This is a genomic window from Flagellimonas sp., assembly GCF_965222555.1.
Taxonomy (GTDB): Bacteria; Bacteroidota; Bacteroidia; order Flavobacteriales; family Flavobacteriaceae; genus Flagellimonas.
Genome location: NZ_CBDCUG010000002.1, coordinates 179,675 through 201,886, shown reverse-complemented (window position 1 = coordinate 201,886; position 22,212 = coordinate 179,675). Strand labels below are relative to the sequence as shown.

The 22,212-nt window shown below is 39.2% G+C and carries 22 protein-coding genes and 1 tRNA gene; 8 read left to right on the top strand and 15 right to left on the bottom strand.

The annotated features are described in order from the left end of the window. Positions 1–94: 94 nt before the first annotated feature. The 5 genes from dnaN to ACOQO1_RS03405 all read right to left on the bottom strand — a co-directional run bounded on the left by dnaN (position 95) and on the right by ACOQO1_RS03405 (position 4,851). The gene (gene dnaN, locus ACOQO1_RS03425; protein WP_420601459.1) at positions 95–1,213 is read right to left on the bottom strand and encodes a DNA polymerase III subunit beta; all 1,119 of its coding nucleotides are present in this window, start codon (positions 1,211–1,213) and stop codon (positions 95–97) included. Positions 1,214–1,322: 109 nt separating this feature from the next. Beyond that, a complete protein-coding gene (gldG, locus tag ACOQO1_RS03420; protein ID WP_420601458.1) occupies positions 1,323–2,987 on the bottom strand; it encodes a gliding motility-associated ABC transporter substrate-binding protein GldG in 1,665 nt (554 codons plus the stop codon). Then, positions 2,987–3,718 (bottom strand): gliding motility-associated ABC transporter permease subunit GldF, encoded by a 732-nt coding sequence (gene gldF / locus ACOQO1_RS03415; RefSeq protein ID WP_420601457.1) that lies wholly within the window; start codon positions 3,716–3,718, stop codon positions 2,987–2,989. Before gldF ends, gldG begins: the two co-directional genes overlap by 1 nt. Next, complete coding sequence (locus tag ACOQO1_RS03410; protein WP_420601456.1) at positions 3,718–4,020, bottom strand: putative quinol monooxygenase; 303 nt, start codon at positions 4,018–4,020, stop codon at positions 3,718–3,720. Before ACOQO1_RS03410 ends, gldF begins: the two co-directional genes overlap by 1 nt. Then, complete coding sequence (locus ACOQO1_RS03405) at positions 4,021–4,851, bottom strand: SAM hydrolase/SAM-dependent halogenase family protein (RefSeq protein ID WP_420601455.1); 831 nt, start codon at positions 4,849–4,851, stop codon at positions 4,021–4,023. Positions 4,852–4,972: 121 nt separating this feature from the next. Here ACOQO1_RS03405 and ACOQO1_RS03400 point away from each other — a divergent pair, with 121 nt between their 5' ends. From ACOQO1_RS03400 to ACOQO1_RS03385, 4 genes are all read left to right on the top strand, one after another. Further along, positions 4,973–5,926 (top strand): PhoH family protein, encoded by a 954-nt coding sequence (locus tag ACOQO1_RS03400; protein ID WP_420601454.1) that lies wholly within the window; start codon positions 4,973–4,975, stop codon positions 5,924–5,926. 6 nt (positions 5,927–5,932) lie between these two features. Then, complete coding sequence (locus tag ACOQO1_RS03395) at positions 5,933–6,889, top strand: phosphoribosylaminoimidazolesuccinocarboxamide synthase (protein WP_420601453.1); 957 nt, start codon at positions 5,933–5,935, stop codon at positions 6,887–6,889. A 65-nt stretch (positions 6,890–6,954) separates the two neighbouring features. Next, positions 6,955–7,209 carry a DUF4212 domain-containing protein gene (locus ACOQO1_RS03390; protein WP_420601452.1) on the top strand — a complete coding sequence of 85 codons (255 nt, stop codon included), beginning with the start codon at positions 6,955–6,957 and terminating at the stop codon, positions 7,207–7,209. Between the two features lie 3 nt (positions 7,210–7,212). Then, positions 7,213–8,988, top strand: a complete 1,776-nt coding sequence (locus tag ACOQO1_RS03385) for a sodium:solute symporter family protein (protein WP_420601451.1) — start codon at positions 7,213–7,215, stop codon at positions 8,986–8,988. 24 nt (positions 8,989–9,012) lie between these two features. On the opposite strand, the gene ACOQO1_RS03380 is transcribed toward ACOQO1_RS03385, so the two are convergent. Next, positions 9,013–10,155: a putative porin gene (locus ACOQO1_RS03380; protein ID WP_420601450.1), complete on the bottom strand. Its 1,143-nt coding sequence runs from the start codon at positions 10,153–10,155 to the stop codon at positions 9,013–9,015. Positions 10,156–10,428: 273 nt separating this feature from the next. Between ACOQO1_RS03380 and acs the strand changes: the two genes are divergently transcribed. Further along, on the top strand, positions 10,429–12,336 hold the full coding sequence (gene acs / locus ACOQO1_RS03375; protein ID WP_420601449.1) for an acetate--CoA ligase: 1,908 nt from the start codon (positions 10,429–10,431) through the stop codon (positions 12,334–12,336). 517 nt (positions 12,337–12,853) lie between these two features. On the opposite strand, the gene ACOQO1_RS03370 is transcribed toward acs, so the two are convergent. From ACOQO1_RS03370 to ACOQO1_RS03360, 3 genes are read right to left on the bottom strand one after another with little or no spacing between them, the layout of a single operon-like run. Continuing rightward, positions 12,854–13,216, bottom strand: coding sequence for a Dabb family protein (locus ACOQO1_RS03370; protein WP_420601448.1), 363 nt, complete (start codon positions 13,214–13,216; stop codon positions 12,854–12,856). Positions 13,217–13,238: 22 nt separating this feature from the next. Then, complete coding sequence (locus ACOQO1_RS03365; protein ID WP_420601447.1) at positions 13,239–13,922, bottom strand: hypothetical protein; 684 nt, start codon at positions 13,920–13,922, stop codon at positions 13,239–13,241. 17 nt (positions 13,923–13,939) lie between these two features. After that, entirely contained in the window at positions 13,940–14,632 is a 693-nt protein-coding gene (locus tag ACOQO1_RS03360) for a hypothetical protein (RefSeq protein WP_420601446.1), read from the bottom strand. Between the two features lie 114 nt (positions 14,633–14,746). On the opposite strand from ACOQO1_RS03360, the gene ACOQO1_RS03355 reads away from it, so the two are divergent. Next, positions 14,747–15,787: a helix-turn-helix domain-containing protein gene (locus ACOQO1_RS03355; RefSeq protein ID WP_420601445.1), complete on the top strand. Its 1,041-nt coding sequence runs from the start codon at positions 14,747–14,749 to the stop codon at positions 15,785–15,787. Between the two features lie 317 nt (positions 15,788–16,104). Here the strand turns inward: ACOQO1_RS03355 and ACOQO1_RS03350 are convergent. Continuing rightward, a tRNA-Met gene (locus ACOQO1_RS03350) sits at positions 16,105–16,178 on the bottom strand. A gap of 135 nt (positions 16,179–16,313) precedes the next feature. On the opposite strand from ACOQO1_RS03350, the gene ACOQO1_RS03345 reads away from it, so the two are divergent. After that, the gene (locus tag ACOQO1_RS03345; RefSeq protein WP_420601444.1) at positions 16,314–16,697 is read left to right on the top strand and encodes an START-like domain-containing protein; all 384 of its coding nucleotides are present in this window, start codon (positions 16,314–16,316) and stop codon (positions 16,695–16,697) included. 53 nt (positions 16,698–16,750) lie between these two features. Further along, positions 16,751–17,596 carry an aminotransferase class IV gene (locus tag ACOQO1_RS03340; RefSeq protein WP_420601443.1) on the top strand — a complete coding sequence of 282 codons (846 nt, stop codon included), beginning with the start codon at positions 16,751–16,753 and terminating at the stop codon, positions 17,594–17,596. A gap of 6 nt (positions 17,597–17,602) precedes the next feature. On the opposite strand, the gene ACOQO1_RS03335 is transcribed toward ACOQO1_RS03340, so the two are convergent. The 5 genes from ACOQO1_RS03335 to ACOQO1_RS03315 form a co-directional block, all read right to left on the bottom strand. After that, positions 17,603–18,163, bottom strand: a complete 561-nt coding sequence (locus tag ACOQO1_RS03335; protein WP_420601442.1) for a YqgE/AlgH family protein — start codon at positions 18,161–18,163, stop codon at positions 17,603–17,605. A gap of 127 nt (positions 18,164–18,290) precedes the next feature. Beyond that, a complete protein-coding gene (locus ACOQO1_RS03330; RefSeq protein ID WP_073176939.1) occupies positions 18,291–18,563 on the bottom strand; it encodes an HU family DNA-binding protein in 273 nt (90 codons plus the stop codon). Between the two features lie 176 nt (positions 18,564–18,739). Then, positions 18,740–19,705 (bottom strand): methionyl-tRNA formyltransferase, encoded by a 966-nt coding sequence (gene fmt, locus ACOQO1_RS03325; RefSeq protein WP_420601441.1) that lies wholly within the window; start codon positions 19,703–19,705, stop codon positions 18,740–18,742. Further along, complete coding sequence (locus ACOQO1_RS03320) at positions 19,686–21,572, bottom strand: RecQ family ATP-dependent DNA helicase (RefSeq protein WP_420601440.1); 1,887 nt, start codon at positions 21,570–21,572, stop codon at positions 19,686–19,688. The genes fmt and ACOQO1_RS03320 overlap by 20 nt, the downstream gene beginning before the upstream one ends. Continuing rightward, positions 21,572–22,135 (bottom strand): AAA family ATPase, encoded by a 564-nt coding sequence (locus ACOQO1_RS03315; RefSeq protein WP_420601439.1) that lies wholly within the window; start codon positions 22,133–22,135, stop codon positions 21,572–21,574. The genes ACOQO1_RS03320 and ACOQO1_RS03315 overlap by 1 nt, the downstream gene beginning before the upstream one ends. Positions 22,136–22,212 lie beyond the last annotated feature (77 nt).

The window sequence follows — 22,212 nt, the reverse complement described above, 5'->3', positions numbered from 1 at the left end:
AGAAAATCGCCAAAACGCGGAGAGAATCTCTAAAGGACTATAGATTCAATCAACAAGTTCAACAAGATACAGGAAGTGGCTTACTTGTAGTGAGTTAGCCATTCAACATTACAGGCATTACCAGCATGGTAACTAGTTCGCCTTCGTCCAATCCATCAACTGGCGTCAAGATTCCAGCTCTGTTGGGCAAACTCATCTCCAAGGACACATCATCTGAAGATAAATTATTAAGCATTTCAACCAAGAACCTTGAATTGAAACCTATCTGCATATCGTCACCCTGGTAGGAACAAGAAAGGCGCTCCTCTGCCTTGTTACTGTAATCCACATCCTCTGCAGAAATATTTAATTCGGCACCGGCAATCTTTAATCGGATTTGATGAGTGGTCTTGTTGGAGAATATGGAAACCCTACGTACCGAACTCAGAAATTGATTTCTGGAGATAGACAGTTTATTTGGGTTTTCTTTTGGAATAACAGCTTCGTAGTTAGGATATTTCCCATCGATTAGCCTACAGATCAATTCTGAATTATCAAAAATGAACTTGGCATTACTGTCATTATATTCAATGGTAACTTCAGATTCAGAACCCGCCAAAATCCCCTTCAATAGATTCAAAGGTTTTTTCGGCATGATAAATTCCGCAACTTCTGAGGCAGAAACATCATTACGCTGGTATTTTACCAATTTATGTGCATCTGTGGCAACAAACGTTAGGTTTTCAGTTGAAAACTGGAAGAAAACACCGCTCATTACCGGACGAAGGTCGTCATTGCCAGCTGCAAAGATGGTCTTGTTGATGGCAGTTGCCAAAATATCGCCCAAAAGGGTAGTGGAACTCGGATTTGAAACTTCCACGGCTTTTGGAAACTCTGCACCATCAGCATAGGCCAAGGCATATTTACCGTGGTTGGAACTTATCTCAACCGTATTATTATCCTCAACAACAAAGGTCAAAGGTTGTTCTGGGAAAGTCTTTAACGTATCCAACAGCAATCTGGCAGGAACGGCAATTGTGCCTTCAGCATCAGAATCAACTTCCAAGACCGAGCTCATCGTGGTTTCCAAATCGGAGGCGGAAACCGTTAGTTTGGTCTGCTTGAGATCAAAAAGAAAATTGTCCAAAATGGGCAGCGTGTTGCTATTATTGATAACACCTCCCAAAACCTGCAATTGTTTTAATAAATATGTACTGGATACGATAAACTTCATTAAAGAAATTCTTTTAGAATTGATTTCCGTTCAACAAACGGAGCTATTAAAAACGATAAAAACAAATATATTCCAAAACGTCTTAGCAACGAAACAAATTTATCAACACTTATAAGCTATATTTTCGTTTACGGTAGTAGCTAAAGAAAATGCCAATAACTATAGTTAAAAGTACGGGAACCCCAATATTTATAAGTTGCCATTTGGTTTTTTGTGAAGCAATTTTTTCAACATCCAACAATGGGATTGTAACTCTTTTGTTTCTAATGTTTATAAGTCCGGTATCATCTAGAAGATAATTGATGCAATTCACCAAAAATTCTTTGTTGCCATAGGAGCTACTGGTCCATTTATCGTAACCCAATTCCAATGGTCTTCCGTTACGTAACTGGTTTTTGATGACATCACCATCCGAAATCACGATCATTTTATTTTCAGGCCCTTCTTCCAAGGTGTTTTTCAGGTTAAGGGGTTTAATCCGATTTTTAAATGTTGAGCTGAAATTGCCTTCTACCAAAACAGCTAAAGGTTGATTTCCGTCAGTGTACAACTCCTTGTTAGGTGGATTATTCAATATATCCAATCCTATTTGTTTGGGAGTACCTTCGGTTTTTGACAATGGAGAACTTTGTAGCAGCACTGTCTTGTCGTAATCATTTTCCAACACATCCATTGGGCTGGTAAATTGGTAACGTACTGCCTCAATATTGGTGTTTATAGGATGATTGTTTCTTGAAAAAACCATGGGATTGTAATACCAGGGAACAGGATTGTACTGTGAATCATTCCCTTCACCGGAAGCCAAGACAATTTGCGTAAAATATAGATCATTGACGAGAACGGGATTGATCCGTAGACCAAACTTGAAAAAGAAATCTTTTAAGTTCAAATCACGTGGAATGGCCATTGCACTACCGCCTCCGCTAAAAATACTGTCCACCTCCATGGCCACCTGGTCCAACAGCCAAATTGACCTTCCACCATTAACCACAAACTGATCCATCACGTATTTCTCTTCATCAGAAAAGGCTTCGGTTGGTTTTGCAATCAAAGCAAGATCAAATTCGTTCAGTTGATCCAACACTTTTTGCGGGTTTGAAGCCACTGAATCCAAAGTAATGGCACCTATGTTGTAATAATCACGAATGGTGGTCAGATAATCCGCAATATAAATGTCTTCCAGTTCGCCATTCCCTTTGATGACTGCTACGCGTTTCTTTTCAGTGATGTTCAATTTGGTGAACGCATCTGCAAAGGCATACTCCAATTGTTGTACGGAGTTATTGATGCGATCTTCCATGGAAGAACCCAATTTGTTTTTGAGCAAGGATACCTTAACCGTTTGGTGATTATAGTTGACCATGGCCCAGGGAAAAACTAGTTCCTGTGACACTTTCCCATTTTCCTCTATAGTCACCTCGGCAGGTTTTAGGCCTATTCGCTGTAAGTCGGCAATAGTTTGTTGGGTTTGGGTTTCATCCGCTAACGGATTTACCAAGTTGTATTGAATATTATTGTTTTTAGCTGCAAAAGATTGGAGTAATTGGAGTGTCTCAACTTTTAGTTTGGCAAACTCAGGCGGAATATTTCCGTCCAACAGCACATCAACAATTACGGGTGCATCAAACTTTTCGGCTGTTTCAATAGAAGCTTGGGACAATGTAAATCGTTTGTCCTCCGTTAAGTCGAACCTACCATAGAAAAAGTTTCCAGCCACGTTTAAAGCAATGACAGCGGCAAGGACTTTTAAGGTTGAAATCAGGAATTTTCCCATTAGCGCGGCAATTGTTTTAAGCGTTGAAAAGTCAGGTATAAAAAGAGCAGCGAAACGGAAACGAAAAATATAAGGTCCCGGGTATCCACAATACCTCTGGCAATACTGTCAAAATGGGCTTTTGCTCCCAAACTTTGCACAAACTGCTGGGTTTCCCCACTAGAAAATAGGGAAGAAATGGCGTCAAACCCGTTGAACATCAAAAAACAAATGAGAATGCCAATGATGAAAGAAATGATCTGGTTATCAGATATTGTTGATGCAAAAATCCCTATGGCCGTGTATGCCGCAATCAGGAAGAAGAGTCCAAAATAGGAACCCAACATAACCCCTGAATCAAAATTTCCTTCAACCATTCCCAAATTGGAAATTGCAAAGACATAAATAATGGTAGGGATTACGGCAATAACGCAAAGGAGAAAGGCACCCCAAAATTTGCCCAATACCAATTTCCAAATGGATATAGGTTTTATCAACAGTAATTCCAATGTACCCACTTTTCGTTCTTCTGAAAAACTTTTCATTGTAATTGCAGGAACCAGAAAGATAAAAATCCATGGAGCCAGCAAAAATAGATTGCCTAGATCGGCAAAGCCGTAGTCAAAAACGTTATAATCTCCTTTAAAAACCCATAAGAACAGTCCGTTGAGCAGTAAAAACAATCCCACAATCAAATAGCCGATTGGCGATGTAAAAAAGGACCGTACCTCTCGTTTAAAAATTGCAAACATTAAAGTGGGGTTGAAGATTGTAATTTGGTTACACTCCAAGCTTCGGGTTTTTCAGCAAACAATAGTTTGGTTTTGCCCCAAACCTCTTTAAAAAAATCTGATGTCCTGTAATTCTCCAAATCCGATTCGTTATCCCAAAAGCTATACGTAAAAAAGATGCATGGATTCTTAAGATCTTGGTACAATTCTACCATATTGCAACCTTCAAAATCCGTAATCCCTGATTTTGTTGTTTCAAAGATTTGTTCAAAACTAGGAATATTTTCGGGTTTAAAAGTGAGTTTAACGATACGTATCAGCATTTATAAAAAATTTATGGTCACAGTATCCCTATAATTCAATCCAAGTAGGGTAGAGGCACCACCTACAGTATTTAGGTCACTTTTATAAATGGCCAATTCAACATATCCGGCCGAGTTAAAAAGCGCCAGGGCATCACCTGGGCCTTTACGTTGGCCCTTTTGTAGATTAAAATTGATAATGCCATTATAGCTGTTGTGAATAGCAGTTATTTTATTGGTTCGTGCAATTACCTCAAAGTCTCTACCATTACGGTAGGCTTCAAAAAGATTTTTTTGGATATTGGTAATGACATTGCCATAATTATCGATGTACACTACGTTGCCCGTAATGGTCTTTCCATTGTTGGAAATACGTGGCTCAAACTCACGAAGTTCCTTTAAGCTTTCAAAAGGTTTTCCGATGACCTCCAAAGTTCCGCCCCGGGCAATGTGGCAAGCAACTTGTATAAAGACATTCATGACCGGAAATGAACTCGGGCTAAAATCCGGAATACTTATTTCCACAATTTTCTCTGGGTTTATTTCTGAAGTGATCAACGAAATAACCCCATTGTTCGCACTAATGAAATAGTGTCCATCAACCTGAACCGCAATATGTTGATTTTCCGGTGACTGCTCAGAGTCGACCCCAACAACATGGACAGTTCCTTCTGGGAAAGAACGATATGCATTTTTAAGGATATAAGCGCACTCCTGAATGTTGAACGGGCTTATCTCATGTGAAATATCAACAATCCTAACATCTGGTAAGTTATTGAGAATGGTCCCTTTTATTGCACCAACAAAGTGGTCTTTATGGCCAAAATCAGTAGTTAAGGTTATTATAGCCATGCAATACTGTTGATATGTTTTTCCCCGTTCAAATCGATTTTTGGTTAAGTTTGTGGGGTAAAATTAAGTAAAAAGAAAGAATAAAAATTCTTCAAAATAACCTTTAAACATCCCATTTTTATTGAACGAACTTATTATTGAACTCACGGAGATAAGCCCACAGGAATTCTTTGGGCAGCAGAATGAGAATATTGAGCTACTGAAAAAGTACTTCCCCAAGCTTAAAATTGTGGCCCGGGGCAGTAAAATCAAGGTATACGGAGATGAAGCGTTACTGGAGGAGTTCGACAGGCGTTTTGATATGCTCACTGCCCATTTTGCCAAATACAACAAGTTGGATGAAAATTCCATAGAACGTGTATTGACCAGTAATGGCCAGGAAGATTACAGTTCATCCAAAAGTAGTGGAGATGTTTTGGTACATGGGGTCAGTGGAAGATTGATCAAGGCGCAAACTGTTAACCAACGCAAACTGGTGGACGCCTGTAAAAAAGACGATATGGTCTTTGCCATCGGCCCTGCAGGAACAGGTAAAACCTATACTGGTGTTGCTTTGGCGGTAAAAGCTTTAAAAGAAAAACAGGTGAGACGGATTATTTTGACCCGTCCGGCAGTAGAGGCAGGTGAAAATTTGGGATTCCTTCCAGGAGATTTAAAAGAAAAGTTGGATCCTTATATGCAACCACTCTATGACGCACTTCGAGATATGATTGCTCCAGAAAAATTGGAGAAATATATTGAGGATGGAACAATCCAAATAGCGCCGATGGCCTTTATGCGTGGAAGAACGCTGGACAATGCCTTTGTAATTTTGGATGAGGCCCAAAATACCACCCATGCCCAAATGAAGATGTTCCTGACACGTATGGGAAAGAATGCCAAGTTTTTATTGACTGGGGATCCTGGCCAAATAGATTTACCTCGTAGAGTGATTTCAGGTCTTAAAGAAGCCCTTTTGATTCTTAAAAACGTACAGGGCATCAGCATAATTTATTTGGATGACAAGGATGTGATTCGACATAAACTGGTCAAAAAAGTCATTGACGCTTACAAAAATATTGAGCACACAAACTAGCTTAGCATGCCAAACACATTGATGGATACCAATTTCCATTTCTCCGGACAAAAATCGGTTTACAAAGGAAAAGTAAGGGAAGTCTACACCTTGGAAAATGATATTTTGGTGATGATCGCCACAGACCGTTTGTCAGCTTTTGATGTGGTCATGCCCAAAGGAATTCCATATAAAGGACAAATCCTGAACCAGATTGCCACCAAAATGATGCAGGCCACAGCGGATATTGTTCCCAATTGGCTAATGGCCACTCCAGATGCCAATGTTGCTGTTGGGAAAGCGTGTGAACCTTTTAAAGTCGAGATGGTTATCAGGGGCTATATGTCTGGTCATGCGGCGCGTGAATACAAGGCTGGAAAAAGAGTTTTATGCGGAGTGCCCATGCCCGAAGGTATGCAGGAAAACGATAAATTTCCAGAGCCTATCATTACCCCAGCAACAAAGGCGGAGCAAGGGGATCACGATGAGGATATTTCCAGAGAAGAGATTTTGCAAAGGGGAATCGTGTCGGAAGAAGATTATGCAGTTTTGGAAAAATACACCAAAGCCCTTTTTCAAAGAGGAACTGAATTGGCAGCCAAAAGAGGTTTGATTCTCGTTGATACCAAATACGAGTTTGGAAAGACCAAGGATGGGGAGATTGTTTTGATTGATGAAATCCATACCCCAGATTCTTCCCGGTATTTTTATGCGGATGGATATGAAGAACGACAGGCAAAAGGAGAGCCTCAAAAACAATTGTCCAAGGAATTCGTACGGCAATGGCTCATTTCAAATGGTTTTCAAGGACTGGAAGGTCAAACCTTGCCAGAAATGAGTGATGAATACATTGAAACCGTTTCTGACCGCTACATTGAGTTATATGAAAGTATCACTGGAGAAACTTTTGAGAAGGCCGATGTTTCAAACATTCAAGAACGGATAGGGGAAAATGTATCTTCATATTTGAGTTCAATTCATTAAAATTGTCCCCTGAAGGGGACTTTAGGGGTGTTTTTCATATATTTCAAGAATAAACCAACCTTGAAATGGACGCATCACAACGCAAAAAATACTGGCGGGAAAATCTAAAATACCTCGCCATACTTCTCTGTATATGGTTTTTGGTCTCATATGGATTCGGAATTCTTCTGGTGGATGAGTTGAACACTATTCGGTTGGGCGGCTTTAAACTGGGCTTTTGGTTTGCCCAACAAGGCTCAATTTATGTTTTTGTACTCCTCATATTTGTTTACGTTCGGTTGATGAACAAATTGGATAAAAAATACAAGGTAAACGAATAAGATATGGGAATTCAAACTTGGACGTTTATCATCGTCGGAATCACTTTTGCATTATATATAGGTATTGCTATTTGGTCCAGGGCCAGTTCAACAAAAGAGTTTTATGTGGCTGGCGGAGGAGTTTCTCCTTTGGCCAACGGCTTGGCCACAGCAGCCGATTGGATGTCGGCTGCATCCTTTTTAGGGATGGCGGGAATCATTGCCTTTTCAGGTTATGATGGTTCGGTTTACCTTATGGGCTGGACGGGAGGTTATGTACTTTTGGCCCTTTTACTAGCTCCATACTTAAGAAAATTTGGAAAATTTACCGTCCCGGATTTTATTGGGGACCGCTACTATAGTAATGTGGCACGCACCGTTGCGGTGATTGCTGCCCTTTTTGTGTCATTCACTTACGTAGCTGGACAAATGCGAGGAGTTGGTGTAGTTTTTTCACGATTTCTTGATGTTGAGGTCAATACAGGAGTTTATATTGGAATGGCGGTGGTTTTGTTCTATGCCTTTTTGGGCGGGATGAAGGGAATCACCTATACCCAAGTGGCACAATATTGTGTGTTGATTTTTGCCTTTATGGTTCCGGCCATTTTTATTTCGATAATGGCAACGGGGAATCCAATTCCGCAATTGGGTTTTGGTTCTGCAGGTGAAGATGGAATCTATTTATTGGATAAGTTGGATGGATTGATGACCGATCTTGGTTTTACAGCCTATACTGATGGTACCAAATCAACAACCGATGTCTTTTTTATCACAGCTGCCTTGATGTTGGGCACTGCTGGCTTGCCTCATGTTATCATCCGTTTCTTTACCGTACCTAAGGTAAGGGATGCCCGTAAGTCAGCCGGCTATGCATTATTGTTTATTGCCATTTTGTATACCACAGCTCCTGCAATTGCTGTTTTTGCACGTACCAACCTGATGGAAACGGTTGAGGATACGCCATATCAAGAAATTCCATCTTGGTTTACCAAATGGGAAGATACAGGGCTCATAGCCTGGACCGATAAAAATGGTGATGGGAAGATTCAATACCTGCCTGGTTCTGCAATAGAGGGTAAAAAACCTTTGTTTGTGCAAGGAAAAGGAACCCATGGACAGCGAAAAATATCGAATGCTAGCAGTACAGCCAATGAACTGTATGTAGACCGTGATATTACCGTGTTGGCCAATCCGGAAATTGCCGGTTTACCCAATTGGATTATTGCTTTGGTGGCCGCAGGTGGATTGGCCGCAGCGCTTTCAACCGCAGCGGGATTGCTTTTGGTGATTTCCACATCCATTTCGCATGACTTGATCAAAAAGCAATTTGCTCCGGACATTTCCGATAAGAAAGAACTGTTGATTGCCCGTCTTTCTGCAGTTCTTGCGGTGATTGTTGCAGGTTACTTTGGAATAAATCCTCCGGGCTTTGTAGCCTCTGTGGTGGCTTTGGCCTTTGGTTTGGCGGCATCTTCATTTTTCCCAGCCATTGTGATGGGAATCTTTAGCAAACGAATGAATAGGGAAGGAGCTATCACGGGAATGATTGCAGGTTTGGCCATTACGACGTACTATATTGCAAGATTCAAATTGGGCTGGATTGGAGATCCAGAAACCAGTACTGCAAACGATTGGTGGTTCGGAATTTCCCCCGAAGGTTTTGGAACCGTGGGAATGTTGGTCAACTTTGCCATAGCGCTAGTAGTATCAAGATTTTATGCCGCTCCGCCAGAATCGGTTCAGGAAATTGTGGAGAACATAAGAATTCCAAGTGGAGCGGGGGAGGCTATAGATCATTGATTCTTTATGGGTATTTAAGGTTGATTACAACTTAATATCAAAATCGAATCGGATACGTTGACCATTTTCAGTAGCTGCCCCCATAGGAACCAATTGCTGGACCCAATAATACTTCATTTTTAACGACATGTTCTTGCCAATCATATGGCCCAAAACAAATTCCAAGCCTTTGAGATTGGTCAATCTACCATCGGGGGAGTCAAAAGAAGAATAATCCCACCGGGCCCAATCATTTTGAGCAAGAAAATCAACAGCGGCATATCTTTCAAGATGGGTATAAGTTGCTTTTACCAACCAATCTTTTCTCTTTTTTAGACTTCCATAACCAACAGCTAGTGACCAGCCCGTTTTTTGATTTCTAAAGTCTGTGGGAATTGAATTGTTGTTATCGTAGTCTTCAAGATTTTGGTAATAATCTATTTCAACATTGATGGGAGTTGATTTAAAAGGTTTGAGCGAAGTTCCCAAATGAACAATGGAATAATCAAAAAGGAATGTAGCTGCCCCATCTGGAATATTCTGAATGTTTTTGAACAAATAAATGCCAGGGTATAGCCGCCATCTTTTACCCCATAGATTAGAGATAACTTGAAACCCTTGAAAATAACTGTCCTCATCAAATGAAGTACCGCGGGCATTAATGATAAAATGACCTCCACTTATAGAAACCTCATCAACAATGCCGGATGCTAATGGAAACTCTTTCTTTAGAAAAACTCCTTCGGGGTATACATTGTCGCTCCAAAAAAGTTCGTTCTTTTTTTCATAGGGAAATGTATTCTTGCCAAACCATGCAGTGAATCCATCCTTTTGAGCTTTAAAATAGGCCTTTTCAAGGGCAATAGGCAGAGTTCCGAACTCGTTAAAGCCATCTCCCAAAGTCAATTGAGGGTCCTGTTGTTTTTTGGGATCCCCAGTGCGAATTCTTGCCCCTACACTGGCCCAATCATTGTGTTGATATCTAACCCCTGCCCTGAGTCTGTATCTTAAACGGGAACGATCTTCCCTAAATGTTCCATCTGATTTTCTAGAGTTCCAATCCTGTTCAACTCGAAATCGGAAATCACCTTCAATGCTAAATTTTTTGGTTTTGGATTCTTCTTGTGCCATTCCTAAAGCCGGATAAAGCAGTAGGATATGAATGAGTTTTTTGGGTATAAGTTTCAAAATTAGGTTGATTGCATTGTTCAATTATTGCTATGTAATCGTCAGGAAGAAGTAGATAAGCTTCAATCCTAGTACAATGCTAATGTAGGTCATCTTTGGTACTGTCCCAAACAATAAGATTCTAAATTATTTTGGATTTTATTTGGTTATTCATCAGAATTTGGTGAATGAAAATATGAGATGCGCAATTTTGTTAAGATTAGTTTGAAGAGCGTTCGGCCAGTATCACTTTTTTGCTATTTTTAGTTCTTCATAAATTTTGGAGCAGATACTATGAGTAATTATCACATTAAACATTTAGAAGAGTATTTTCAGGTTTACCGAAAATCAGTAAGAAATCCAGAGGCATTTTGGGAAGAAATTGCAGAAGAACATTTTGTTTGGCGCAAGCGATGGGATTCTGTGTTGGAATGGGATTTTACCAAACCCGAAGTTAAATGGTTTAATGGTGCAAAGCTCAACATTACGGAAAATTGTATCGACCGACATTTGCAGATACGAGGAGATAAGACAGCTATACTTTTTGAACCGAACAATCCTGATGAGGAAGCGGAGCACATCACCTACAAACAGCTTCATGAGCGTGTTTGCAAATTTGCCAATGTTTTAAGGGACAATGGAGTTGAAAAAGGGGATAGGGTGGTAATTTACCTGCCCATGATTCCTGAACTGGCGGTTTCTGTTTTGGCCTGTGCTAGAATTGGCGCCGTTCACTCCGTGGTCTTTGCAGGATTCTCATCTACAGCCCTGGCCACTCGTATAAATGATTGCGGAGCAAAAATGGTGTTGACTTCAGATGGTTCTTATAGGGGAGGAAAAACCATTGATTTAAAAGGTATAGTAGATGATGCTCTAGAACAATGCCCTGATGTAAAAACGGTTTTGGTCGCTAAGCGTATCAATTCCGATATTTCCATGAAGAGTGGACGTGACCATTGGTTACAGCCATTGTTGGATAAGGCATACGCAGATTGTCCCCCTGAGATTATGGATGCCGAAGACCCTTTGTTTATTCTATATACTTCGGGGTCTACAGGTCGCCCTAAGGGAATGATGCACACCACGGCGGGTTATATGATTTATACTGCCTATACGTTCAAAAATGTATTCCAATACCGCGAAGATGATGTGTATTGGTGTACAGCTGATATTGGTTGGATTACAGGACACTCCTATATCGTTTACGGACCGTTGGCCAATGGTGCTACTACGGTAATGTTTGAAGGGGTACCTTCTTATCCTGATTTTGGAAGGTTCTGGGACATTGTTGAAAAACATAAAGTTACCCAGTTTTATACCGCCCCAACTGCAATTAGAGCGTTGGCAAAGGAAAATTTGGATTTTGTGACCAATCACGACCTTTCTAGTCTTAAAGTATTGGGAACGGTTGGAGAACCTATTAATGAAGAAGCATGGCACTGGTACAATGATCATGTTGGGGAAAAGAAATGCCCCATTGTGGATACATGGTGGCAAACGGAAACTGGTGGAATATTAATTTCGCCGGTACCTTTTTCAACACCAACCAAACCCACTTACGCTACCTTGCCCATGCCAGGAGTTCAGCCCGCATTGATGGATGAAAATGGAAAAGAAATCCATGGAAACCAAGTGGATGGGCGACTTTGTATTAAATTCCCTTGGCCATCCATGGCCAGAACCATTTGGGGAGACCACCAACGCTATAAAGACACATATTTCTCAGCGTTTGAGGGGAAGTATTTTACCGGAGATGGTGCTTTACGAGATGAGGTGGGATACTATCGTATCACCGGTAGAGTGGATGATGTAATCATAGTTTCTGGACATAATTTGGGTACAGCACCTATTGAAGATGCCATTAACGAACATCCAGCGGTGGCGGAATCTGCTATTGTTGGCTTCCCTCATGACATTAAAGGAAATGCCCTTTATGGATATGTAATCTTAAAGGAAACAGGTGAATCTAGGGATAGGGATAATCTAAAAAAGGAAATCAACCAAGTGATCACAGAACATATTGGACCCATAGCCAAATTGGATAAAATTCAATTTGTCCCCGGACTCCCAAAAACGCGTAGCGGTAAGATCATGAGACGAATCCTAAGAAAAATAGCTTCAAAGGATACTAAAAACCTTGGAGATATTTCTACTTTGTTGAATCCAGAAGTGGTAGAGAAAATAATGGAGGAGAGTCTATAAACGGATTTCAAAGAAATTGTAAAACCTGGAACTCTCAGATGATTTGTGAGATATCTAAAAATAAAAAGGACCATTAGTTGATGGTAACTTTAGGAATAAAAATATTTGCAACCAAAGCTATAATCAATGTGTAAACTATTGATTAATATAAAACCATAATAATCCGATCCTTCTGGAAATAGCGGAACCTTATAAGACCATTATAGAAATTGCTTCCGCGGTTCTAATCCTTATAGCTTTTGAACTCATTAATCGAAGGAGCATTAAAGGGTTTGTTACCATGGCGGTAGGCCAATTGTTAGCTGCCGTTATTTGTGTCTTTACCCAATTGTGGTTTTTGGCAATCATGCACTTTACCAACTTTGTACTAATGGTAAGGGGGTATTTGAAGTGGCGGAAAGTTTAAAAAATACTGATTTACTATATGGGGCTAACATTAGTTTTGCTTATGATGATTTTGGAGCCTCAGATCATCTATATACCATCATGTGGATAGTGAGGATTTTATCTTAATTGATTATTTCATGGTATATTGGAAGTAAGAGTAATCCTGAATTACCTTAATGGCGTATTGTTCAATTTTTTGGTGATCTGGGTGGTTTTGATAACTTTTTAAAATTGTCTTGGATGAGAATGTCATATCAATTAAAATGTCGTGGCGATCTAAAGAGTTTTCGAGCTTTACAATGTGTACATTTTCCAAACCCTTGATTGCCGAAGGCAAATTTTCAAAGATTTCGAGAAATGCTCCCTTGTTTTGGTCCGCTGCGTCTTCTGACCATGAGTAGAGCAAAACATGGTGGAACTCACCAGTTTTTTTGCAACCGATTACGCAGCAAAAAATAAAGAAAATGTAGATAAGAGCTTTATTCTTAAGCATTGGGAAGATATTGAGAGAACCTTTAATTTTTTGGTTTTGAATATGATATATTGGACATCGTATTTAGTAGCTTATAATCCACCATGGTTACGCTCCACTGACCTCCGGGTTCAAAAGCTTCTTTCCACAACCGAACTGGGCCATACGCCATCATTTCACCTAGAAAATGGGTTTCGGCATGGTTGTTAGACCGCCCATATGCGACTGGATTCCCCTCTAGATCGGTGGCTATCCAAACTGCAAATTCCCCATCAATATAAAAATTGATTCTATCTTCTTCCATAGTATAGCTGAGACCGGGATTATTGGAAGCAATGAGTTGGAAAATTCGTGTGGGTATTCCTGGCCAAAAAGAACGGAAACCATCAACTGTTCGCTCTTCCCATTCTGTTATTTCATCATTTTCCAAGGTCCAACCTTGGTCAATGTTTAAGACTCTTTCTTGGTTTTGTACCGCATTTCGGTTTGTCATTTTGATTCGCGGTTGTTCAAAATCAATCCAGAATTCCCTGACCAAAGGCAATTTATATCCACCTATATGGGCAATTTCCAGCATATGAAAACCTTTGGCCATGCGCCAAGAGTTCTCATCACCAACAGCCTTCATAAGCTTATCAATATATCCTGGTCTTTGGGTATTTGTTTCCTGACTATTTCCATACCAGCACATAGCGGTTGAAAGGAAAAGAATCAAAATTTTCTTCATAACGTTCTATTTCAGTATTAATGATTTTCTGGCTCAAAGGAGATTTTGGGTGCGGTTTTGAACCCTTTCACCTCAACATATTCAAATTGCCAATGACCATCTAGGGAAGTACTCCATCTAGGTAAACTGTACCTTCCAAAAGTGCCCAAGGGTCCATGTATTGTCACTTCCTCCCCATATCTACTTTTCATGTTCCACTTTATGGGGATATTGTTTGCATTAAGCTCAACAATGCACAACAGTTTGTTGGTGTCTTCATAAATTTCTAAGATGTTGTTTGGACTAAGATTAAAGGTCAGTTCATCTTTGTCTACAGCAATTCTTCTACAAATTGCATATATGTTTCGTTTCCAGTTAGCTATCTCTTGTTTTAACCGCAACGAATCAAATTCATATTGTCTGCCATTTTCAAGCTTTCCCCAACCTCTATGGGAAGTAAATGCCCTCACTCGGTCAAAGGTTTCATTTTTTAGTTTGATTTTTGATTTTGGAGTGGTTAGGTCCAGCCACACCTCCATATCTATTGCGTCTGTTTGCTTGTTCCACATTTTCTCTTTCAAATAGATGAAATTGGTGGTGCTCCAAAGTTCTTCTCCACCCATGTTTTCAATGAATTCCTGTACCACGGTCTCCACCGATTTTTCTTGGGAACAAATATGGTGTGAAGACGTTAGCAGAAACCACAGAAATATAAACAGGGATTGTTTCATGATTTTATTTGTAATGAGTCAAATTTGATGATTTTAGAGCTCTTCCTCCTCCTGATTTGCAAATCATGAAATAGAATTTCAAAATGGGTGATTACTTTTGTAGAAACCATCCATATGGACTATACACATTTAATGGTTATGGCCAGTTCCCTTTTGCTGGGACTTTCCGTTTTTTTTGCCCTGTATCTATTTATGGATAAAAGAAATCGGAAGTACAGGACTATTAGATATGTTCTGGCCTTTATCTTATTGGCCTTTGCCTTGCGAATTGCAAAGTCGGTAATTTATATCCTCTTTCCCGAGTACTCCAGCACATTAACATCAATGGGGATTGTTGGGATGTTGGCCATTGGACCACTATATTGGTTTTACGTAAATGCCATTTTGGTAAGGGTAAAAATCAACTATTGGCATTTGGGCCCAATGTTTTTGGTCCTAATGATTTTGCCGTGGCTTGCCCATAACGGTCCATTTACCATGGGGCATCGAGTTCTGTTTTTTATATATCTGTTTAGCCTAGCGCATATGTTGGTTTATTTTGTTATGGGTATTTGGACAATGCGCAAAACCAACATGTCAAGCCCTAATGGACAGCACAGGAAGGTAAAATGGGTTTCCAAATTAACGGTTTCAATGATTTTTATCTGGATAGGATTTGTGCTTCAGGCAGTGCTAAAGGATAAATTGCTCTATGTCATTATCACTTTCGAGGAGGCACTTGTGTTTTTTGGTATTGCATGGATTGCTATGCGAGATTATGGTTTTATTGTAAAATCAGCTAACACACTATTGCTGGGGAATTCAGAGTTAAAAAATCTAGCAAGAAATGCGATTATCATTTTAAAAAAAGACAAGCTATATACCAAAAATGACCTTTCCATATCTATTCTTGCCAACAAAATGGGAACCAATAGGCATACTCTTTCCATGGCCCTAAACAATTTTGAAAACAAGAGTTTTCCAGAACTGCTAAACCATTTTAGAATTGAATATTCGCTACTATTGCTTAAAGACATGAACAGCCATAATTTAAGTATAGAGGCTATCGCCTTTGAGAGCGGTTTCAATAGCCTTTCCGTTTTTTACAGTAATTTCAAAAAATACAACAAGCTTACGCCTGCAGAGTATAGGAAAAAATATAGTATGATTAACTAACTTGGTGATGCAATGAAAATGAACAAAGGATGTATTCAAGTATCTTTTTACAAATTATAGTGAAGAGGTAGTTAAGGTGATTAATTCAACCGAAGAGTATGAGCAGAATTTGTTTGAATTACTCTCTTCAGCTAAAGAGAATGGAGTAATAACTAATGAGGAATATAGAGAATTTCTCAAAGACACAAAATTGACTGAGATTGAAAAATCTTCAAAGGAAAAGAAGAAAGTTGGAACATAAATTTAAGTCTTGGAAAGAGATTGATTTGTTGTACAGAAACAAAAAACCCAAGACTTAAATCTTGGGTTTTCCTTTGTAGCGAGAGGGGGACTTGAACCCCCGACCTCAGGGTTATGAATCCTGCGCTCTAACCACCTGAGCTACCTCGCCATGGTGCGGTTAAGCGGGTGCAAATATATAGCTTAATTTTTGCTCAATCAAAATTCAAATTAATTTATTATTTGATATTTATTTTTATATCTTCCCGAATAATATAAATGTCGAAAGGAAAAACCAATCATTAGAATGAGTGATAAGATTAAATTTGAAATAGAATTTGTGATTCAAGCTTCTCCACAGTTGCTTTATCAATATATATCCACCCCATCTGGCCTATCTGAATGGTATGCTGACAACGTTAACTCTCGAAGTGAGTTATTTACATTTATTTGGGATGGTGCGGAAGAGAATGCCAAAATGCTAAAGCGAAAGAGCGATGAATTTGTGAAGTTTGCTTGGGAGGAAAATGATGATGATAGTTATTTTGAAATGCGCATTATTGTAGATGAAATCACAAAAGATGTCTCTCTGTTCATTACCGATTTTGCGGATGAGGATGAAGTGGATGAAGCTAAAATGCTCTGGGAAAACCAAGTATCGGATTTAAAACAAGTACTTGGTTCAAAATAGAAGGATTCTGAACTAAAACGTATATTTGGCCTTGATTTTTCAAGGCTTTTTTTATGGTCAATTTTAATGGTAATTTTTTTTCCAGGGATACAAATATTGTTAATCATACCAACCGAGGTCTAAAATATGGAGATGCCCTTTTTGAAACATTACGTTGCGTAAATGGAACCATATTCTTTTGGGAGGACCATTATTTTAGATTGATGGCCTCTATGCGTATTCTTCGTATGGAAATTCCAATGGAATTTACCTTGGAATTTTTGGAGGAAGAGATTGTGAGAACCATTAGGGAAAACAATATGGGGAAAGATGGGGTACGTGTTAGGTTGACCGTTTTTAGAAATGATGGTGGCTTATATAATCCAGAAACCAACAAGGTGTCTTACCTTATTGAAACAAGTAAACTGGAATCTCCTTTCTATCTTATTGATGACCAGGATTATGAAGTTGAGCTTTTCAAAGATTACTATGTAAACAAGGACATGCTTTCCAATCTTAAGACTACCAATAAAATTTTGAATGTGGTGGCCAGTGTGTATGCTGAGGAAAACGGATACCAGAATTGTCTTTTGATCAATAACGATAAAAATGTAGTGGAGACCATCAACGGAAACCTCTTTTTGGTTAAGGATGGAGTGGTAAAAACTCCACCGTTAAGTGATGGTTGCTTAAATGGGGTTATTAGAATGAAGTTGATGGAAATCATAACTTCATCTGAAGGGCTTGAGCTCTTGGAAGAATCAATTTCTCCATTTGAACTTCAAAAAGCGGACGAACTTTTTACTACGAACAGTATCCGGGGAATAATTCCAATATCAAAATATAGAAAAAAAGAATACGAAAATACCGTTGCTAAAAGCTTGTTGGGTAAATTGAATGCCAAGGCAAGAATAGGATAGCCCTAGTTAGTTTAGGGAAGGATTTTCAGGAGCGTTGGACCATAACAAATAATCTCCGCCCAATTCAACCATCTTTTCTTTCCAAAAAGCATTAGAGGATTTTTCCAGAATACTGCTTTCATATTCATTTTGTACAACCACCCAAGATTTGGAAGAAAGCTCCTGATCTAATTGGCTTGAATCCCAACCGGAATAGCCAAGGAAGAAACGGATATCTTGTTCGGTAATGGTTCCGTTGTTTATAAGCTCTACGGTCTTCTCAAAATTGCCACCCCAAAAAATACCATCGGAAATTTCGATGCTATCATCAATTAAGTGTGGAACTTTATGAATAAAATATAGATTGTCCTGTTCCACGGGGCCACCGTTAAAAACTTTAAAGGGAATGGTGATTTCAGAAATAAGGTCATCTATAGTATAGTCCAATGGTTTGTTAAGGATAAAACCAACGGAACCCTCATGGTTATGCTCTGCCAACAAGACCACGGAACGGTTAAAGGAAACATCACCCGTAAGTGTTGGTTCCGCTACCAATAACTTTCCTTTTTTTGGCTTGTCGCTAACCATAATGCATGATTCTTATTACTAAATGTAACATATTATATGTTAATTACAAAAACCTTCTAGAATTCCCCAAAATAAAAAAGCGCCCCTTTTAAAGGGACGCTTCGGTATATTTTAAAAACCTAATTGATTAGTTTACTGAACCGCTCAATTCTGCTCCTGCTTTGAACTTTACAACGTTCTTAGCTGCAATCTTGATAGTTTGTCCAGTTTGTGGATTTCTACCTTCTCTTGCATTTCTCCTGGATACTGACCAAGAACCAAAACCTACCAAAGAAACTCTGTTTCCTTTTTTAAGTGATCCCTCAACATTTCCTAAGAAAGACTCCAATGCTTTTTTAGCCGCTGCTTTAGTGATGCCTGCATCAGCTGCCATAGCATCGATTAACTCTGTTTTGTTCATAATGGAATTAAATTAATTGTTGTTAAAATAATTTTAATGCTGAACAAATTTATACGGATTTGCGTGCAACGCAAGTAAAACCAAGGGAAATCCAGCTTTTTGTTGATAACTTGAAACGTTTGTTGATAAAGTTGGATGAAAATAGCGCCTTTTGTTAGCCTAGTGGTAGTAAGGGTTTAGCGCAGATGGGCATTTTCATCAAGATTTAAACCATTCAAAATCTCTCTCACGGTCATTTTTCGTTTGCCTGGTAATTGTATTTCCAATAACTCCAAATACCCCCCATCTACCGCAACTTTCAAACTCTTTTTATCATGTATCAATTTTCCATAAGAAAGATCATGATTTGTAACCTCTGTTTTGGTTTTATAGATTTTGATGCTTTCCTCTTTCCCATTATTTATAAAATAGGTCCAAGCCGCTGGATAGGGACTCAACCCTCTTATGTGATCATGGATTTGTTTCAAGGGAGCTTCCCAATCTATTTTGCAGGTTTCTTTATGGATTTTATAGGCGGGCCTTAAGTTTTGAAAATGTTTTTGTGGCGCGCTTGAAACATTTCCACTTTCAATCTGTTCACAGGTTTCAACCACGAGCTCAGCACCCAAGCTCATTAATCTGTCGTGTAAGGTCCCTACATTGTCTTCAGGTAATATGGGCTCCGTTTTTTGCAGGATAATGTTTCCTGTGTCAATTTTATCATCAATAAAAAATGTGGTCACACCGGTTTCCGTATCTCCATTTATAATGGCCCAGTTTATAGGAGCCGCACCACGGTATTGGGGAAGGAGGGAGGCATGAAGATTAAAGGTACCATATTTCGGCATTTGCCATACAGCTTGGGGTAACATCCTAAAAGCCACTACAACCTGCAAGTTGGCTTTTAAACTTTCCAAGTCACGCAAAAAGCCCTCATCCTTCAAGTTTGTGGGCTGTAGTATTTTAAGGTTATTTTCTTCAGCAAATTGCTTTATCGCCGATTTTTGAATTTTCCGTCCGCGGCCTGCAGGTCTATCTGGAGCTGTGATAACTCCCACAACATTAAATCCCGCATCTAGGATACTTTGTAGGCTTCCCACTGCAAAGTCGGGAGTACCCATAAAAACAATGCGAAGCTTTTCTTTATTTGATTTTGTACTCATTCCTTTGATTAAGTTGTATTATTTCGTCTTCCAGCAATCTTTGCAAAATTTCCAATACAATTTCTTCTTTATTCGCTGTTGATTGTATCAACTGCCTTGAAGTAAGTGGTGATTTTTTCAGAAGCGAAACTATTTTACCCTCTAAGCTACTTGGTTCTATATCATCCTTTGAGGTACAAATATCGCATGTGCCACATTTATCTTTGGTATTTTCTCCAAAATAATTGAGCAAAAAGACACTTCTGCATGTAATGGTCGAATCAATATAGTCCAACATGGATTGCAAGTTGGTATACTTTACCTTGTTGAAGTCTTTTATCTTTTTTGCAAAGAGATTTATGGTACGGTCATCCTCTCTTGGGACCAAGAAAGTGATTTCTATATCGCTCTCAGCATTTTTATACGTCGCAATGCCATCATTATGTAATTGCTGAAGAAGTTGCTTTATACGATTTTCACTTTCACCAGTTTTTTTGGAGAGTAGGAGGGTGTTTATTTTGGTGTCATGGTCTGTAATTCCACCATAAGTCCGCAATATGGTTTGAATTATAGATGCTGAATTACTTTGTTTTCTTAAATACTCAAAGATTTCGACTTTGGAAGCAACAAATTTTAAAGTGGTCTTCTCGTTATAATTTTCAGATAGCGAGATTACCGAATTCTGATCCAAAATCCGAAGACCATGATAGGTCATGTTCGGGTTCAATTCGTAGCGCTTGCAAAATGTATTGAATTCAAACTCCAATGTTTCCTGAACAAATTCTCCATATGGAATCTGAAAATAATTGTTCAGTTGGACATAGAGTTTTTTTATAAAGCTAACGTCTGGCAGGGTGGATAAGAATTGTTGTTTTGCCCGTTCCTTGTCCTCGTTATTGGTCAACAGAACGGCTGTTGAAGTTTTTCCATCCCTTCCCGCTCTTCCAGCTTCTTGAAAATAGCTTTCCAAGCTGTCGGGAATTTGGTAGTGTACCACCAGTCTAACATTGGGCTTGTCCACTCCCATACCGAAGGCATTTGTGGCCACCATAATATTTACCTTTCCAGTTAGCCAGAGATCCAATTTTTCTTTTTTATCGGTTTTGGAAATACCTCCATGGAAAAAAGAAGCTTTAAAACCGTTCTTGTTCAAAAACTCTGCTATGGATAGCGTCATTCTACGGGAGCGCACATAAACGATGCTGCTCCCAGGGTTTTCTTGAATTAACTTTTTTAACTGATAAAGCTTATCCTCGGTTTTCTTTACTTTGAAAATAATGTTTGCACGGGAGAAAGAGTCTTTAAAGACTTTTACTTTATCTAACTTCAGGTTTCCAATAATATCTTCAACCACTTTTGGAGTGGCCGTAGCCGTTAGAGCTATCATCGGAACATTTGGTGCCAAATCTTTAAGAATGGCACAATCAAGATAAGCTGGTCTAAAATCGTTACCCCAATGGGAGATGCAGTGGGCCTCATCAATGGCTAGAAGGTTTACATTCATTTCCCGTATTCTTTCCTGAACCAGGGATTGGTGCAAACGCTCAGGGGAGAGGTACAGGAATTTGTAATTGCCGTAAATGCAGTTGTCCAATAGGTTGGTAACCTCCTCAAAAGAAATTCCACCAGTAAGTGCAATTGCTTTAATGTCTCTTTCCCTTAATTGGTTTACTTGATCTTGAATTAAGGCAACCAAAGGAGACACCACAATACAAATTCCCTCTTGTGCCAATGCAGGAACTTGATAGCAAATAGATTTTCCCCCTCCAGTGGGCATTAAGGCAAGGACATCTTCACCTTTAACAATGGCATTGATGATTTTTTCTTGAGAGCCCCTAAAATCTTCATGACCCCAGAATTTCCTTAATATAACTTTGGTTTGTTGCACTAAACTTTGTTAAGTGTTTCTAGGATAAAGGTTACTCTATCTGCCACCGGTTTTTTGGGAATAAGAATAGGGTCATACCCAAACCTGGTGTAGGTGCCCATTAAAGCGTGGTGTATTTCTTGGGCTTCTTTATAGGTTTCCAATCGCTCATTGTCCGAAACGTAAATTTCTTCCCATGGCGGTGCTATAAAAATAATGTTATAGCGATTGTCTTGACAGGCAGTGATGAATTCCTCTCCATACTCCTGATTAAAAAAATCCATATAGGCCAATACATCCGGGATTCCCCGATCAAAAATATTGACAGGAGCTGCTGAAGTCAATGATTGCTTAAAATGTGCTGCCCTACCATATAATAGGTCTTTATTGAATTGTAATGCATCATCAACGAAGACCAAGGGGTTTGAAACCAAAATATCCGGGTTGCCTTCTTTTTTTGCTTTGGAGGTCATATCCCTGATGATCTCATGATAGCAATGAAATCCTTTATCCTCCAACCCATTCACAATGGAGGTTTTTCCAGTTCCTGGAGCACCCGTGATAACTACTTTGGTATTGTTCAAACACAAATATTTACGACCGCAAAGTAATGAAATAGGAGGAAGGAAAAAAAATTGGATACTTACCCATATATTTGTAA